This window comes from Neobacillus niacini, assembly GCF_000759675.1.
Taxonomy (GTDB): Bacteria; Bacillota; Bacilli; order Bacillales; family Cytobacillaceae; genus Neobacillus; species Neobacillus niacini_A.
The window spans coordinates 421,251-438,352 of sequence record NZ_BAWM01000020.1 but is presented as its reverse complement, the minus strand read 5'-3'; the positions used below and the strand labels follow the sequence as shown (position 1 = coordinate 438,352).

At 42.1% G+C, this 17,102-nt stretch carries 9 protein-coding genes and 3 pseudogenes; 10 read left to right on the top strand and 2 right to left on the bottom strand.

The window, feature by feature from the left end; translation table 11 throughout:
• The first annotated feature begins 114 nt into the window (after nt 1-114).
• From iolG to TR08_RS11890, 8 genes and pseudogenes are all read left to right on the top strand, one after another.
• Nucleotides 115-1,146, top strand: coding sequence for an inositol 2-dehydrogenase (gene iolG / locus TR08_RS11925; RefSeq protein ID WP_045518398.1), 1,032 nt, complete (start codon nt 115-117; stop codon nt 1,144-1,146).
• A gap of 20 nt (nt 1,147-1,166) precedes the next feature.
• Nucleotides 1,167-2,168 carry a 5-dehydro-2-deoxygluconokinase gene (iolC, locus tag TR08_RS11920; protein ID WP_045518397.1) on the top strand — a complete coding sequence of 334 codons (1,002 nt, stop codon included), beginning with the start codon at nt 1,167-1,169 and terminating at the stop codon, nt 2,166-2,168.
• 42 nt (nt 2,169-2,210) lie between these two features.
• Entirely contained in the window at nt 2,211-3,671 is a 1,461-nt protein-coding gene (locus TR08_RS11915; protein WP_045518396.1) for a CoA-acylating methylmalonate-semialdehyde dehydrogenase, read from the top strand.
• Nucleotides 3,672-3,914: 243 nt separating this feature from the next.
• Nucleotides 3,915-5,834, top strand: coding sequence for a 3D-(3,5/4)-trihydroxycyclohexane-1,2-dione acylhydrolase (decyclizing) (iolD, locus tag TR08_RS11910; RefSeq protein ID WP_045518634.1), 1,920 nt, complete (start codon nt 3,915-3,917; stop codon nt 5,832-5,834).
• Between the two features lie 18 nt (nt 5,835-5,852).
• A complete protein-coding gene (gene iolE / locus TR08_RS11905) occupies nt 5,853-6,749 on the top strand; it encodes a myo-inosose-2 dehydratase (protein WP_045518395.1) in 897 nt (298 codons plus the stop codon).
• 12 nt (nt 6,750-6,761) lie between these two features.
• Nucleotides 6,762-7,619: pseudogene (locus tag TR08_RS11900) on the top strand (class II fructose-bisphosphate aldolase).
• Nucleotides 7,612-8,400: a 5-deoxy-glucuronate isomerase gene (locus TR08_RS11895; RefSeq protein WP_045518394.1), complete on the top strand. Its 789-nt coding sequence runs from the start codon at nt 7,612-7,614 to the stop codon at nt 8,398-8,400. Before TR08_RS11900 ends, TR08_RS11895 begins: the two are co-directional and overlap by 8 nt.
• A 51-nt stretch (nt 8,401-8,451) precedes the next feature.
• A pseudogene (locus TR08_RS11890) lies at nt 8,452-9,317 on the top strand (ROK family protein).
• A 108-nt stretch (nt 9,318-9,425) separates the two neighbouring features.
• On the opposite strand, the pseudogene TR08_RS31905 reads toward TR08_RS11890, so the two are convergent.
• Nucleotides 9,426-9,551, bottom strand: a pseudogene (locus TR08_RS31905) (ATP-binding cassette domain-containing protein); the annotation flags it as partial.
• 236 nt (nt 9,552-9,787) lie between these two features.
• On the opposite strand from TR08_RS31905, the gene TR08_RS11885 reads away from it, so the two are divergent.
• On the top strand, nt 9,788-10,303 hold the full coding sequence (locus TR08_RS11885; RefSeq protein ID WP_045518393.1) for a DoxX family membrane protein: 516 nt from the start codon (nt 9,788-9,790) through the stop codon (nt 10,301-10,303).
• A gap of 175 nt (nt 10,304-10,478) precedes the next feature.
• On the opposite strand, the gene TR08_RS11880 is transcribed toward TR08_RS11885, so the two are convergent.
• Complete coding sequence (locus tag TR08_RS11880) at nt 10,479-13,601, bottom strand: beta-N-acetylglucosaminidase domain-containing protein (RefSeq protein WP_045518392.1); 3,123 nt, start codon at nt 13,599-13,601, stop codon at nt 10,479-10,481.
• Nucleotides 13,602-14,033: 432 nt separating this feature from the next.
• Here TR08_RS11880 and TR08_RS11875 point away from each other — a divergent pair, with 432 nt between their 5' ends.
• Nucleotides 14,034-17,042, top strand: a complete 3,009-nt coding sequence (locus TR08_RS11875) for an endo-beta-N-acetylglucosaminidase (RefSeq protein WP_052427430.1) — start codon at nt 14,034-14,036, stop codon at nt 17,040-17,042.
• The last annotated feature ends 60 nt before the right edge of the window (nt 17,043-17,102 follow it).

The following is a 17,102-nucleotide window of genomic DNA, read 5'->3' as shown; positions in this document are numbered from 1 at the left end:
CTCTTCTACCAATGGATGAGGCAGGACGAATTTATTAAATCTTAGCCTGTAAAGAGTACATAGATAAGGTCGAAAAACGGAGGTTAATTTTTGCATATGGGAGGATGTAGTCGGATGACGTTAACGGTTGGAATCATTGGAGCTGGACGTATTGGAAAAATACACGTAGATAATTTAAGGAGGATTCCTCAAGTAAGGGTAAAAAGCGTGTCAGATGTTGCAATTGCACATCTTGAGGAGTGGGCAAAGGAAAAACAAATAGAAATATTGACAGCCAATTACCAAGATATTCTGAACGATCCTGAAATAAATGCAGTATTTATCTGTTCTCCTACCACTACCCATGCCAACCTGATTAAAGAATCGGCTTCAGCAGGGAAGCATATCTTTTGTGAAAAACCAGTTAGTTTTTCAGTGGAAGAAACGGAAGAGGCACTTGAAGCTGTCGAAAAGGCATGTGTAAAGCTGCAGGTGGGTTTTAACCGCCGCTTTGACCCGAATTTCCGTAAAATTCGCGAGCTCGTTCAAGCTGGAGAAATCGGTACCCCGCATATCTTACGTATTACATCACGTGACCCTCAGCCTCCTGGTATTGATTACATAAAAACCTCTGGCGGTCTCTTCATGGACATGGCCATTCACGACTTTGACATGGCTCGCTATATCATGGGAAGTGAAGTGGTTGAAGTATATGCAAACGGTGCAGTGCTTGTTGATCCTGCCATCGGTGAAGCTGGCGATATTGATACCGCAATTATTTCATTAAAGTTTACGAACGGTGCTCTTGGTGTCATTGATAACAGCCGCCAGGCAGTTTACGGATATGACCAGCGTCTAGAGATTTTTGGAGATAAGGGATCAGCTCAGGCTGATAATAACCGCGCTAATACCGTGGAGGTTTCAACTGCTCAACATGTATTCAAAGAGAAGCCATTATACTTTTTCCTTGAACGCTATACACAAGCTTATATCGATGAAGTTAATGAATTTGTAACCGCTATCGTTGAGAATAAAGAAGTCATTTGTAGCGGTAGAGATGGCTTACAAGCGGAGCGGATTGCCAAGGCGGCAAGAAAGTCGCTTGAAATTGGTGGACCCGTACAGCTTCAGCCAGCAGACCAATCTGCAGTATCTATTAATCTATAAACCAGGAAGGATGGAGAAATATGAACCCGCTCAAATTTAACCAAGACCGACCATTTGATTTGATTGCTATTGGACGTCTCTGCGTTGACTTAAATGCAAATGAAATCCACCGCCCGATGGAGGAGACCCGCACGTTTACGAAGTATGTTGGCGGTTCACCTGCAAATATAGCCATTGGATCTGCTAGGCTCGGACAGAAGACTGGATTTATTGGAAAAGTATCGAATGATCAGATGGGCCGTTTTATTACTGATTACTTAGAGAAGAATGCAATTGATACCTCTGCTGTCAAGATTGATCAAACTGGAGCGGTCACTGGGCTTGCTTTTACTGAAATTAAAAGTCCCGAGGATTGCAGCATCTTAATGTATCGGGATAATGTTGCAGATTTGAAGCTGCATCCATCCGAGGTTGAAGAAGACTATATCAAACAATCAAAGGCCTTGTTGGTATCTGGAACAGCATTGGCAAAAAGTCCATCACGTGAAGCCGTATTTCTTGCACTTGAATATGCAGTGAAACACGAGGTAACCATTTTCTTTGACCTTGACTATCGACCGTATACCTGGACAGATGAGGATGAGACAGCTGTTTACTACAATCTGGCTGCAGAAAAATGTGATGTGATTATCGGAACACGTGAAGAGTTCGACATGATGGAAAAATTATTGAATATAAAAGAATCAAATGATGACTATACAGCATCCCGCTGGTTTTCATACCGTGCAGAGTTGATCGTAATCAAACATGGTGGATCCGGTTCCATTGCCTACACAAAAGACGGAGCGTCACACAGAAGCGGTATTTTCCGGACGAACGTATTAAAAACATTTGGTGCAGGAGATTCGTATGCCTCGGCGTTTATTTTCGGTCTTATGAATGGAAAAGAAGTTTCTGAGGCTATGAAGATGGGTAGCGCGTCAGCGTCGATTGTTATTTCTCGCCATAGCTGCTCCGATGCGATGCCAACAAAGGAAGAGCTATTTAACCACATGGATACGGCTGTTTATGAACTAGCTTAAGAGATTCAGTTTCTATTTAACTACAGAAAGGGAGTATTTCAGATGACTGTAACAACTGTAAAAACGTTAAAAAACTATATTGGCGGAGAATGGGTAGAGTCTTCATCGGAAAAAACAGAAATAGTTGTTAATCCTGCAACAGGAGAAGAGCTTGCGATTGTCCCTCTTTCCACAAAAGAAGAAGTGGACCAGGCTGTTCAAGCTGCAAATGCAGCGTTTAAAACATGGTCACAGGTTCCTGTTCCAAAACGTGGACGGATTCTTTTTAAATATCAACAGCTATTAGTTGACCACTGGGATGAACTTGCGAAACTCGTAACCATTGAAAATGGAAAAAGCTTTGCAGAGGCACACGGTGAGGTTCTTCGCGGAATCGAATGTGTGGAGTTTGCAGCAGGTATCCCAACATTAATGATGGGTAAACAGCTTCCGGATATTGCGGCTGGATTGGAATCAGGTATGTACCGCTATCCAATTGGGGTAGTTGGCGGGATTACACCATTTAACTTCCCGATGATGGTTCCATGCTGGATGTTCCCGCTTGCCATCGCATGTGGAAATACTTTTGTGTTAAAGCCTTCAGAGCGTACACCTCTTCTTGCAGCACGACTTGCAGAGTTGTTTGAAGAAGCGGGTCTTCCAAAGGGCGTGTTAAACATTGTCAATGGTGCTCATGATGTGGTTAATGGATTATTAGAGCACAAGCTTGTAAAGGCAATAAGCTTTGTTGGTTCTCAGCCTGTTGCTGAGTATGTATACAAAACAGGCACTGCTAACTTAAAGCGTGTTCAAGCACTTTCAGGCGCAAAAAATCACTCTATTGTCTTAAAGGATGCCAATCTTGATGTGGCAACGTCTCAAATTACGAGTGCTGCTTTCGGTTCAGCAGGCGAACGCTGCATGGCAGCTGCAGTTGTAGCGGTAGAAGAATCAATCGCAGATGAACTAATTGAAAGACTTAAAAAGGCTGCGGATGAGATCTTAATCGGAAATGGACTTGAAAAAGGGGTATTCCTAGGGCCTGTTATTCGTGAAGGCCAAAAAGAACGGACACTAAGTTATATTGAAGCAGGTATTGAACAGGGAGCAACATTGATTCGTGATGGACGTGGTGACGAAGCGGTAAATGGTGAGGGTTACTTTGTGGGACCAACGATTTTTGATAACGTGACGCAAGAAATGAAGATTTGGCAGGATGAAATCTTTGCACCGGTTCTTTCTATTGTACGTGTAAAAGATTTATCGGAAGCGATTGAAGTAGCAAACGCTTCTGCTTTTGCGAACGGCGCTTGTCTTTATACTGACAGTGCGTCTGCAATCCGTCAGTTCCGTGAGACCATTGATGCGGGTATGCTTGGCGTTAATATCGGGGTACCAGCACCGATGGCCTTCTTCCCGTTCTCAGGATATAAAGATTCTTTCTATGGAGATCTTCATGCGAATGGTACAGATGGTGTTGAATTCTATACTAGAAAGAAAATGGTAACAGGGCGGTATGTTTAATTAAAGATAAGGGGGAGTGGTGGGACGGATTAGGTCCGTGCTGCTTCCCTTTTCCTTTGTTTTTATCATGAAGCCAAAAATGGAGAAGAGAATGAAAAAGTGGTCCTCATGAAGGGCTCATGAAGCCCAAAATGATGAAGAAAAGGGAAAAGTGGTCCTCATGAAACCAAACAATCAAGTAGTTATATAGAAAATGGAATCTAGTAAATCATATTCTTTTAATGAGAGGGGATTCGATTAATGGTGGGTACAATTCGTTTAACGACTGCGCAAGCTCTTGTAAAATTCTTAAATGTACAATATGTAGAATTTGATGGCATACAACAAAGATTTATAAAAGGTATTTTTACGATTTTTGGACATGGGAATGTTCTTGGACTTGGTCAGGCATTGGAAGAGAACGCTGGTGATTTAGAAGTATACCAAGGTCGAAATGAACAGGGGATGGCAAATGCGGCAGTCGCTTTTGCTAAGCAGAAGCATCGAAAACAAATTATGGCGTGTACGGCTTCTGTTGGACCAGGATCCGCTAATATGGTTACGTCCGCAGCAACGGCTTCAGCTAATAATATTCCAGTTCTTCTCCTGCCAGGTGATGTGTTTGCGACGCGTCAGCCTGATCCAGTTCTCCAGCAAATTGAACAGACACATGATTTATCGATTTCAACAAATGATGCTTTTCGTGCTGTGAGTAAATATTGGGATCGAGTAAATCGACCGGAGCAGCTGTTGTCAGCAATGCTGAACGCGATGCGGGTCTTAACAAACCCTGCTGATACAGGGGCAGTAACCATTGCACTTCCACAGGACGTACAAGGAGAAGCATGGGATTTCCCAAAAAGCTTTTTTGCAAAGCGAGTTCATCGCATCGAGCGTCGCCAACCTTCAAAGGAAAGCGTGAATGATGCAATTAACCTCATTCAATCAAAAAAGAAGCCGTTATTGATTTTAGGAGGGGGCGTGCGTTATTCGGGAGCGGCCAATTCCTTCCTAAATTTTGCAGATAAACACCAAATTCCTTTTGGTGAAACACAGGCAGGAAAAAGTGGTGTCGAGAGCTCTCATCCTTTAAATCTTGGCGGGCTCGGGGTAACGGGGAATTCAGCTGCCAATTCGATCGCTATGAACGCGGATTTAGTTATTGCAGTGGGAACCCGCTTTACTGATTTTACAACTGCCTCAAAACAATTATTTGCAAATGCAGACGTCCTAACCATCAATATTTCAGAGTTCCATGCAGCAAAGTTGGATGCATTGAGTGTGGTGGCTGATGCACAGGCTGGGCTTGAGGCCATTTCAAAAGAACTTGGAGATTATCGTGCCTCTTATGAAAATGAAATCACTGAAGCAAAAAGAAACTGGGAAGCTGAATTAAATCGTCTGGTACGTATTACATATGGAGAAAACTTTACACCTGAAGTCGACGGACATTTAGATGAATATCTTCCGGAGTATAAAGAAGCATTTGATTCTGAATTGACACAAACAAGTGTCATTGGGAAGGTGAATGAGCTGATTGATGATAATGCGGTAATTGTCGGTGCCTCTGGCAGTCTGCCGGGCGACCTTCAACGGATGTGGGTTTCAAAAGCTCGAAATACCTATCATATGGAATACGGGTATTCCTGCATGGGATATGAAATTGCCGGCGCGCTCGGTGCAAAGCTTGCAGAGCCTGACAAGGAAGTATACGCAATGACTGGGGATGGAAGCTATTTAATGCTCCATACAGAGCTTGTTACAAGCGTTCAAGAAGGTAAAAAAATCAACGTTATCCTCTTTGATAATTCTGGGTTCGGCTGTATCAATAACTTACAAATGGGAAATGGCATGGGCAGCTTTGGTACGGAATTCCGCAAACGGAATCCTGAAACAGGTAAACTAGACGGTCCAATCATGACCATTGATTATGCAAAAGTGGCAGAAGGCTATGGTGTAAAAACATATACCGTTCTAACGATGCAAGAATTAGAAAATGCCATACTTGACTCGAAAAAACAAAGTGTTAGTACGTTGATTGACATCAAAGTCCTTCCGAAAACCATGACACATGGCTATGATTCCTGGTGGCATGTTGGTGTCGCTGAAGTTTCTTCAAAAGAAGGTATTCAGTCTGCCTTTAAAGACAAAGAATCTAATCTTGTAAAAGCTCGTGCTTATTAATAATAGGAGGTAGTAATCATGTTTCAAGGAATGGATGTGAAATTGGCCATCGCGCCAATCGGATGGACAAATGATGATATGCCAGAGCTTGGCAGTGAAGTAACATTTGAGCAATGTGTAAGTGAAATGGCGCTTGCAGGTTTTTCTGGAAGTGAGGTTGGTAATAAATATCCTCGACACACAGAAGTGTTAAAAAAAGCTTTAGGACTCCGTGGTCTTGAAATCGCGAGTGCATGGTTTAGTGCCTTTTTAACTTCGAAACCCTTTGAGGAAACAACCCAAGCATTTATCGAACACCGGGACTTCTTACATGAAATGGGAGCAAAGGTGATTGTCGTTTCTGAACAAGGCAATAGTATTCAAGGGCAAATGGAGACGGCATTATTTGATAATAAGCCTGTTTTTTCAGAGGAAGAATGGCAGCTTTTAATCGAAGGATTGCACCTTCTTGGCGACCTTGCCGCAGAAAAAGGGATGAAAATTGTCTATCATCATCATATGGGTACAGGGATCCAAACGACTGAAGAAATTGACCGGTTGATGGCAGAAACAAATCCTGAAAAAGTTTCTCTTCTATATGATACAGGGCACCTTGTTTTTTCCAGAGAAGATCATATACATGTACTTACTAAACATATGAATCGGATCCACCATGTGCATTTAAAGGATGTACGAATGGAAGTGGGCAATAAGGTTCGTGAAGAGAAGTTGAGTTTCCTTCAGGCTGTTAAAGAGGGAGTATTTACGGTTCCTGGAGACGGAGTAATCGACTTTGAACCTGTTTTTGAAGCATTGGATGCTGCTGGATATCAAGGCTGGTTTGTTGTTGAGGCTGAACAAGATCCTGCTAAAGCGAACCCTTTAGAGTATGCCTTAAAAGCACGAGCCTATATTCGGGAAAAAAGTGGGTTATAAAGGAGGATTACGATGCCATTAGTTAAGATGAAGGATATTCTTTCTCATGCCGAAGAGAATCAGTACGGAGTTGGTGCATTCAGTGTAGCCAACATGGAAATGGTAATCGGAGCGGTGCGTGCAGCTGAAGAACTGCGCTCACCACTTATTTTACAAATTGCGGAAGTATGATTGAATCACTCTCCGCTTCACTTAATCGGACCTGTCATGGTGGCAGCGGCAAAGAAAGCAACTGTGCCGGTTGCGGTCCACTTTGACCATGGCTTAACGGAAGAGAAGATTCGTGAAGCATTGGAAATCGGCTTTTCTTCTATTATGTATGACGGTTCCCATCATCCTCTTGAAATAAATATAACGGAAACGAAAAAAATGGCGGCGATTGCCCGTGAATATGGAGCTACGGTTGAAGCTGAGATTGGGCAGGTAGGCGGAAGCGAAGACGGTTCAGTAGATCTGGAAGTCCTGATTACCTCAACTGAAGAAGCAAAAATGTTTGCTGTTGAAACGAAGATTGACGCATTAGCCATTGCTATCGGGAATGCACACGGAGTATATAAAGGTGAACCTAAATTACGGTTTGATCGTTTAGAAGAAATTAATCGCGAAGTTGATATTCCTTTGGTGCTCCACGGAGGTTCAGGGATTTCTGAAAAGGATTTTCGCACAAGTATTCACCATGGCATTCGAAAAATTAATGTTGCTACTTCTACTTTTCATTCTGTTATAAATACGGTGAATGAAGCGGCTCCCTTCAAGGATTATTTTTCCTATCATGAGACTGTGATTGCAGCTGCCGCAGAAAATGTGAAACGCCATATGGAAATGTTTCAAAGTGTTGGGCGTGTAAAGGAGGACAATGTGTATGTATGAAAAATTTGGTGAATTAAAACCAGGATATACAACGATTACAGATATGGAGAGTAAGCATCCGGATATGCTTCAAGATATCGGAATTTACTCTTTGGCAGCGGGTGAAACGCAAGTGCTCTTTGATTGCAGTAAAGAGTCTGCCATCCTTCTTCTCGAAGGAGAAATTAAACTGGAGTGGAACGGGAACTCTCAGGGAATGAAGCGTGTTAGTGTGTTTGAAGAAGATCCATGGTGTCTGCACATTCCTAAAGAGGTGGAAGTGAAGATTACTTCTCTTTCCCCATGCGAGGTCCTTGTGCAAAAAACAGACAATGAGAACGTTTTTGAAGCAAAATTGTATACTCCGGAGGATTGTGAAAGCACTGTTGCAGGTGAAGGCGTTTGGAATGGAACAGCTGAGAGGATTATTCGGACGATTTTTGATTATAATATTGCCCCTTATTCCAATCTTGTAATTGGTGAGGTTATTTCCTATCCAGGTCGCTGGTCAAGCTATCCGCCGCATCACCATGATCAGCCTGAGGTTTATTATTATCGTTTCGATAAGCCACAGGGTTTTGGCTGCGCAATGGTTGGACCGGAAGCGTACTGTGTCGAACATAATAGTTATATTACCATCCCTGGTGAACTTGACCATCCACAAGCCACTGCACCTGGATACGCTATGTACTTTTGTTGGATGATTCGCCATCTTGAGAATAATCCATGGACAGATAGAATCATGGAGGAAGAGCATAAGTGGATGCTCGAGCCTGGCGCAAAAATTTGGCCGGAAAAGTAATCTCCCCCTGAAATGCAGCATTTTTGATAAAATCAAGAGGAGGAAGCTCACATGCTAGGTGCAATTGAAGCTGGCGGTACGAAGTTTGTTTGTGCTGTCGGAGATGAAACGGGCAATATTATTGAGCAAATTCAGATTCCAACCACGATCCCTGAGGAAACCATGCCGAAGGTTATTACCTTCTTTAGCCAATATCCTGTAAAAGCGATTGGCGTTGGTTCATTTGGACCGATTGATTTGAACCAGGAATGTTCGGCATATGGTACGATTACATCTACCCCAAAGCCAGCTTGGAGGGATTATCCATTCGTTCAAACGTTAAAGGATGCCTTTGGTATACCTATTGGTTTTAATACGGATGTAAACGCTGCGGCATTGGGTGAAGTTACTTTTGGAGCAGCAAAGGGACTGGATAGCTGCTTGTATATTACAGTAGGAACTGGAATTGGTGCAGGTGCCGTTGTACAAGGAAAGCTCCTTCAAGGTCTTTCCCATCCTGAAATGGGGCATATATTGGTGAGGCGTCATCCTGATGATCGATATCAAGGAAATTGTCCTTATCATCGGGATTGCCTTGAAGGTCTTGCAGCGGGTCCGGCAATTGAAGGCCGCTGGGGGATAAAGGGTCTAACTTATCAGATCGGAAGGAAGTATGGGATTTGGAAGGTTACTATATTGCACAGGCTCTCATGCAATATATATTAATTCTTTCGCCAAAAAAAATCATCCTTGGCGGCGGTGTCATGCACCAAAGCCAAGTGTTTTCTTCTATTTATAAGCATTTAAAAGAGCTAGTTGCCGATTATGTTTCCCTGCCGGAGCTGCGTGATTATATCGTGAGTCCAGGTTTAGGAGATGCAGCAGGAATTACCGGCTCACTGATCCTTGCCCATCAAGCGTTAGAAGAATTAGTTTGATAAATTTTAAAAGAAAGAAGCGTAACGGCCATCTTTACGCTTCTTTTTTGTTGTTTAGGAAATTACACTAGCGTTGCATAAAAAGAAAATAAATTAGTTAAGGCACAATTTTCCGGCCCCATTTGGTCCAATGATGGTGAACACTTCTCCGGCTTGGACAGAGAAACTGATGTCCTGAACAGCCCTAATCGCCCCGAATGATTTTTGCAGATGCTTCACTTCTAATACGTTCATTTATTCTCCTACCTTTCCATGAAGCTTTGGACTATTTGCCCTGTTTTTCTATATGTTCTTTTTAAGGAAATCATTCGAACTTTATGTTAAATACGTGTAATTTAGAGCTGTTCAATATTCCGTCAAATCATTTCATACAAACTGTGAACTTAACACTGCACTTATGTTATTAACACGCAAATCCTTATATAGTGGAAGTATAAAGAACAAGTAAATTTTGAAAGGCGGAATGCTTTATGTTTAACAAATCTTTACGAGAAAATAAGATCTCTGCCGCTATTTTAACAGTGATTCGTTTATACCTAGGCTACGCATGGTTCACAGCTGGTTTTCATAAAATTACAGGCGGATTCGACGCTTCAGGTTTCTTAAAAAATGCGGTAGCAAATCCAGTAAAAGGTCCAGATGGCAACATGGTTTACGGTTGGTACGTTAACTTCTTAGAAAGCTTTGCTTTACCAAACATAGATGTCTTCAACTTCATCGTTCCTTGGGGTGAAACATTAATCGGTTTAGGACTTCTACTAGGATGTTTAACAACTGCAGCAATGCTCTTTGGTCTTGTAATGAACTTCTCTTTCTTCCTAGCTGGGACTGTATCTCACAATCCAACTGACATATTCTTAGGTTTCATTATCTTAACAGCAGGTTACAACGCTGGCAGATACGGCTTAGACCGCTGGGTGGTTCCATTCATCCGTAAAACAGCTAAGACTTACATCGGCAAAGACAAAGCTAAAGCAGCTGCATAAATAGCAGGCAGCAAAAAGACGATTCGTCCCCCACGAATCGTCTTTTTGTTACTCCTTTTGTAGCAGCAATGCTTAAAGAAATCAGCTCTAGCTGCCGCTTCGTACGTACTCTTCGCCGTTTGCAGCGTTAACTACAAGCTTTAATGTCTTTAAACGCTTTTGCCACTCAAATAGCTTAGTTTTTATCAACTTTTATGTCATAAATTGCTGGGGTTTTTCCTTCCGGCCATTCAATCTTTAGGTCTAACACAGGCGGGATATGATCTGTTGAGAAATATTGGTAGCCAGAATCAACCGTTCCAAGATTTCTCCAACCTTTTGTAGTTCTTACAGAAACCTTACTTCCTGATAAGCTGTTTGGATCTTCAAGAATGGTAATCCCTGTTACTGACTTTTCTGCTTCCCCAATATGGTAGAGAATTTCACCAGCTTCCGTTCCGGCCGGTTTGAATTTCGTATTGAGTTTGCCATCAATCAGATAATCCTTAGAATTACCTGCTGTATTTGCCGCAGTGGTTGAAATCGTTGGATTATTGGTTTCAGGGTAATACTTGCCATCGTTGATGACTATTTCCTGCATCCGCACCCATTTATCTGAACCGACCTTTGTTCTTGTCATCTTAAATCTTAAGTACTTCATCTTTTGATCTAAATCTCTGACTTCTTTTGTTCGGTATGGGGCTTCGTGCTGGTCAAATATCGCATCGGCCATGTCTGCATTTGCAGCTTCACCCTCATTTGCCCCTTCTTGGCTGCCAAAGGTCATGACGGTCGTCCATTCATTTCCATCTAATGAAGCCTCAAGAATAGCATGTCTTGGATAATCATGCTCGCTCTCATTAATCACTGCTTTTAGACTATTTAGTGTAATTTCTTGACCCATATCATAGGTAATATACTTACCGGCAACTTGACTATTCTTAAACCATCCAGGTGTATTAAAATCACCATCAAAAAGGCCAAGCGGGTTTTCAACACTTGTGTAATTTGTTTCTGTAACGGATTTAGGTTCAACCTCTAAGGATGTTACGGTAAGACTTTCTAACGTAAACTCTACGGGAGTTGCTTGTTTATTTAGCAGCCTTATATATCTGGCATCAGCCGGAGCAGCTTCGCTTTTTACCTTCTCCCACTTAATGCCGTTTAAGGATGTTTCTACTGTTAATCCTTTAACATTTGGGGCTTCAATGTCAATTACATCCTTGATTCTGCTTAATTTTACGCCTAGGTATTCACCTTTGTTGAGCGTAATTGGACCGGCAGCATTAATAGAAGTGGTTGTCTTGTTTTCTGTTAGCTCTATGTTTTTATACGCTTCTACATTTGTAAAGATACTAGCTGTTGTTTCTACCACTTGAAGATCCAGCAGTTCGGCTACCTTGGGTGAAATTTTAGCCTCTAAGTTATTGGTAAATGGCTGCAGTCTCTTTTTAGCTGGTTTTGCTTTCATCGTGCCACTTAATAGTGGGCGGTCATAGTTTAAGCTTTGCTTACGTAAAGCTGTTGCTTTTGAAAAATGATCCCATGTATCTGCTTTATTACCTGCTTCGATAGCTAAATCTGTTTTAATAAACTCAATGTCTGCTAGAACCATATCTCGTAATGCTTTTACAAATGGCGCTAACTCTTCCTTTAGCTTTTCATTTTTTGTTTTTGCTAAAAATTCATTTGCGGCATCGGCGATTATTTGCAGCTGGACAATTGCTTCTGGTGCACCATCTTTTAATGATTCTGCGTTATTCACTTTAGCTGTAATGGAATCTAACAAACTCTTAATATCTTCACTCTCTGACAGTCTAAGTCCGTTAGGATCCGCATCGGACATATGTTTTGCTAACGTATGAAACTCTTCTGCTGCATCTGGTTCGATATAGTTAAAGCTGTCCTCCCAGCTTTTTTGAGCATCAAACTTTTTTGTATTCCATGCATAATCAGCAACAGCAAAGATGGCAATTTTTGAAGCTTCAGCTTCCTGCATCGGGTTTGTCACAGCACCAGCTAGATTTTTAATGCCAGTCTGGAGCATTTCCCCTTTTCCTAAAAACACACGAGACATATCGACATCATTGACAGGCCAGTTGAGCCAGAATAATGGATCTCGTCTTGTGACTCCATTGTTACTTCTGTTCTTAAATGTATCAATGGTCGACTGGACAATCGGGGCGCAGGTTGTAGAACCAGTCCAGAAGATTTGTATATTTTCATCAAATCCCTTTTCATAGGCATTCAACTCCGCAGCGTTCCACGCCCAGCTGGAATTGTAGCTTGCCGGACAGTATAAGATATCATATACATCGCCTTTTTCATCGGCCCATTGGGATACAGCATCCATCAATTGGACCACATAATCAAGTGGAAGATTTCCAACGTCATCACCTAAAACACCGAATTGACGTACCCCCACATCATATAATTGATCGAATTTTGCCAGCATTTTTTCTGTGTTTTCCGGAAGTAAATCCATGGCGGCTTGTTGACCTTGTGTTCGAGCGATATGAGCCACTTCTCCTAATGGGGAGATTGTCCAAACAAAACGAGTTTTCGTCTCATTCCCCACTTGAGCCATTTTGCCGATATCTGCTAACATATCTGCAGGATAAGGCTCTCCCCATTTTTCTCTATGATACGGGTCGTCCTTCGGTGCAAAGACATAGGAGGTCGCTTTAAATTGACCGCCAAACCGCATGAGTGACATACGGTCCTCATTGCTCCACGGAATTCCGTAGTATCCTTCAATAAAACCTCTGATTTCTGTATTGGCGTAGTCGTTAATGGTTAAATGCCGGACAACCTTGTCAGGGGCTTGTGCTAGGATCGCTTCTAACGTCACCACACCATAGAAGCTTGCGTCTGTGTCTTTGCCTAATATCGTAATGGCATTCTTCTGAATGTCTAATTGATAGGCATCAATTTTTGAAAAATCAGTGCCATCGCTATTTACATTTGTGGCTGCATAGGAATCTACCGGGCCATTTGAGCCTTTTGTTCCTACTAAAATATTTATTTTATCATCAGCTGGTTCGGTCCCAATGGTTGGGGCGGAGTAGCCATTTTGTTTAAAAATCGTTTCTACTTTTTTTCTTGTGACGGGATCAATGGTGTTGTCGAAGATGACTTGAATTGCTTTGTCCAACGTGAGAGAGCCTTCATGGTAGGTTACATCTTGAGGTAAAGGGTATATTTCATATTCAATAGGTGAATTCTCCTGCGCTGCTGCAGTAGATTCGTTCATGCTTATTACGGTTGATAACAACATCGTGAAAATGATGGCTAAATTAAGCCAAAACTTTGGTTTCAAAAACCTTCCCTTCTTTCTGTTTAAATTTTTCCCTATGGTTTTTTGCTATCCTCCTTTGCGAATTCTTCAAATATATTGGTTGTTTGCTAGAAAACAAAAAGGCATGGAAAACAACCGGGAATAATCCCGTTCTGTTTTCCATGCCTAGTATGATCCAGTCACATGAAACCAAATATATACCACAATTCTAAAGCGCTTACATGATGGAGGTCAATACATTTCCTATTTTTGGTAAGAAAGTACCGCAAAGAATAATCTATGTAGGTAAAAAGGAGTAACTGGCATTCTAGTAAACATTATCACTGCAGCCTGCTTCTTTAATTTGGACAGTGAATCTATTATTACTCCACTATTATAAAATCGGACTGAATTTTATAATAATTGAAAGTGCTTCCATTTTTGGAAGTAAATAAATTTAAGAGGAGGAGCAATATGGGAAGAAAAGGAAGTAAGTTGTACAGCCGCATTTTATCTGCATCGGCGGCATTCATGTTACTTGGTTCAATGGGTGCACCGGGGGCTAAAGCCGGGGTTAATGGGGACGGAACAGCAATCGTCAATGAGAACTTTGCGGATAAGCTCAGTCTAAAGCCGCTGGCACCAGCCTTCAACGTAGATTCACTCATGGAATGGTCTCCTGAGAAAGATCCTGACGCAGAATTGAACCGCGCCAGCGTCCCTTTAAACCAAGATCGATTCAAAGGATCTCAGATTAATCCACTAGCCAATCCAAAGGCTGGTATCACCTCTGCAGCGATCACGACGTGGAATCATGATGAGGCAAGTTCTGTTGGCAGCAATGACTTTAATGTATACGCTTTCGACAACTGGCAGCTGCTTGACTCTTATATTTACTGGGCAGGAACCAATGAGGGGATTTTTGCCATCCCTACACCAGATATCGTTGATGCCGCCCACCGAAATGGGGTGCCTGTTTATGCAACACTTGGTTTCCCTTGGGGCAGATCAGCGGAAGGGCTTGCTGAAATAGAAAAGTTTACAAAGCAAGCCTCAGACGGAAGTTTCCCAGTGGCAGACAAAATGATTGAAGTAGCAGAGTATTTTGGATTTGACGGTTATTTCTTTAACCAAGAAACGTATGGTGTTAATCAGGAAACAGCTGTACGCATGAACGAAATGATGCGCTATATCAAACGGAAATCAGAACTTCATGTCAGCTGGTACGATGCTCAAGACAATACCGGAAATGTTAACTATCAGGATTCCATCAACAGCAAGAATGACATGTACGTAAAGCCGGCAGAGGATGGGGAATACGCCGTTGATGAGTTCTTTTTAAATTATAACTGGAATACTAGTAAGATTAACACAACAGTTGAAACGATGAATAGTCATAACCGGAACCCTTTTGACGCCTATGCAGGTTTCGAAATTCAACAGAATTCTTATAATACAAAGATTAATACGGAAGCACTTTTGGATGAAAAGAAACAGCCAAAGGTTTCCATCGCGCTTTATACACCAAACTCGACAATGGGGCTGGCGGAAAATCCTGCTGACTTCCACGAAAAAGAAAAAAATCTCTGGACGGGACCGCAGGGTGACCCAACCCTTGCAGATGATTCTTCCGATTGGAAGGGAATGGCTCGGTTTGTGACCGATTCGTCCGTTATTCAGGAAATGCCTTTTACCACTAACTTTAATAGCGGCCATGGGAAACAATATTTTGTTAATGGAACCATCGCTAGTAATCTTGAGTGGAATAATCGCTCCATCCAGGATATTATGCCAACCTGGCGTTGGTGGATTCGCAGTGAAGGCAGCCGAATAAATGTATCCTATGATTTCGATAAAGCATATAACGGGGGGAATTCACTGAAATTCAGCGGAACGCTCGATACCAACTCCGAAAATGAGACTATGCTTTACAGCACCAAACTTCCGATTACTGACAGCACAAAGGTCCGCTTGGTCTATGAAAATCAAACAGGCGCAGAAGTTAAACTTGGTGTTGCATACAGTGAAGATTATTCGCAGGATCATATGAAATACTATTCACTTCCAGCGACTGAAAAGGGCTGGCAGACAGTGATTGTTGATTTGGGAGAAGACGCAGGAAAGACTGCGTATGCCTTAAGTCTTAAGGTTAGTAACTCTGAAAAATACGAAAACTATGCTTTTCATTTAGGTCAGCTATCCATTTATGATTCAGCTGAAGCAGTTTTATCAAAACCTGCAGATGTGGAAATTTTAGAAGAAATGCCGAGAACAGCATTTGAGGCGGAAGCTCGTTTAGGCTGGACTGAGCAGAAGAACGTACTGCATTATGAGATTTACCAAGAGAATGCCGATGGGGTGGAAACACTCTTAGGAGTTACACCAAATAACTATTTCTACACACCGAATATTACTCGAACGAATGAAAACGCTTCAAGCGATAATATTACTTCATTAAAAGTTGTACCGGTCAATCAAGATTATGTACGAGGTGACGCTGCTGTCGTTGACTTTGACTGGGGCATGGGTACGGATGCAACGGAGATTGAACAAAATCCAACCTCTGATAATGTTGTCCTTGGTGCGCAAGTAACAGGTGTGTCAGCAGAAAATGATGCGGAGCCTGCTGCGAAAGCATTAGACGGAACAGCAATTGGTAATAGTAAATGGTGCGCAACGAATGAAAAAACGGGTTATATGACGATTGATATTGGCGAGGAGAAAACAATCAGCCGCTGGCGCGTAGAACATGCTGAATATGGCGGAGAAGCAAGTAACATGAACACCGTTGATTTCGAGCTACTTTATAAAAATGAGAACGGTGAATGGGTCAGTGCTAAAAGGATTACAGATAATACGAAGGCTGTGACCGATATTGTTTTAGACCAGCCTATCACGGCACGAGAATTTAAACTGCAGGTCTACAATAGTGGTACTTCTCCTTGGGGCGCGATCCGGATTTACGAATGGCAGATGTTTGAAAGTGATGCGCTGCCAAGAACGGACAATATTATGATGCATTTTGCAGGTGCTGAAAATAATACGGGAGCCAAAGATAAAGTGACAATCGACAGAGTTCAAAAGGGACAAACGGTTAGATTATACAACTCCTTGGATGCAAAGAATGTATTAGCAGAGAAGGTTGCTGAAAATGACGGAACCATTTCCTTTGAACAGTTGGACTTTGGCCAAGAAGGCGGCAGAATCTATTATACTGTTCAAAATGAAGGTGAAAGAGAAAGTCTAAGGTTCAGCACAGCTTACTTACATGAAAAGGTAACGGAAGTGATTCATCAAATCAATGGTCTTCCTGATGTTGCTGATTTGACGTTAAAGGATAAGGATATCGTCAATGATTGTAAAGTTGCCTACAACAAGCTTCACCCAACATTAAGAGACCAGGTCACTAACTATGATACCTTGGTTCAAGCTATGGATCGTATACAGGAATTGAAAAGAGATTTTAATAATGGAGGCAAATAGGGGGAAGAGCGGGGAGCTCTGACCCTCACATTCTTCTGACACGAAAGGGTCCAGTTTTTC

Coding starts and splice junctions, on each gene's coding strand:
- iolE (WP_045518395.1), top strand. CDS start 5,853: ATGTTTCAAGGAATGGATGTGAAATTGGCCATCGCGCCAATCGGATGG.
- iolG (WP_045518398.1), top strand. CDS start 115: ATGACGTTAACGGTTGGAATCATTGGAGCTGGACGTATTGGAAAAATA.
- TR08_RS11915 (WP_045518396.1), top strand. CDS start 2,211: ATGACTGTAACAACTGTAAAAACGTTAAAAAACTATATTGGCGGAGAA.
- TR08_RS11895 (WP_045518394.1), top strand. CDS start 7,612: ATGTATGAAAAATTTGGTGAATTAAAACCAGGATATACAACGATTACA.
- TR08_RS11885 (WP_045518393.1), top strand. CDS start 9,788: ATGTTTAACAAATCTTTACGAGAAAATAAGATCTCTGCCGCTATTTTA.
- TR08_RS11875 (WP_052427430.1), top strand. CDS start 14,034: ATGGGAAGAAAAGGAAGTAAGTTGTACAGCCGCATTTTATCTGCATCG.
- iolC (WP_045518397.1), top strand. CDS start 1,167: ATGAACCCGCTCAAATTTAACCAAGACCGACCATTTGATTTGATTGCT.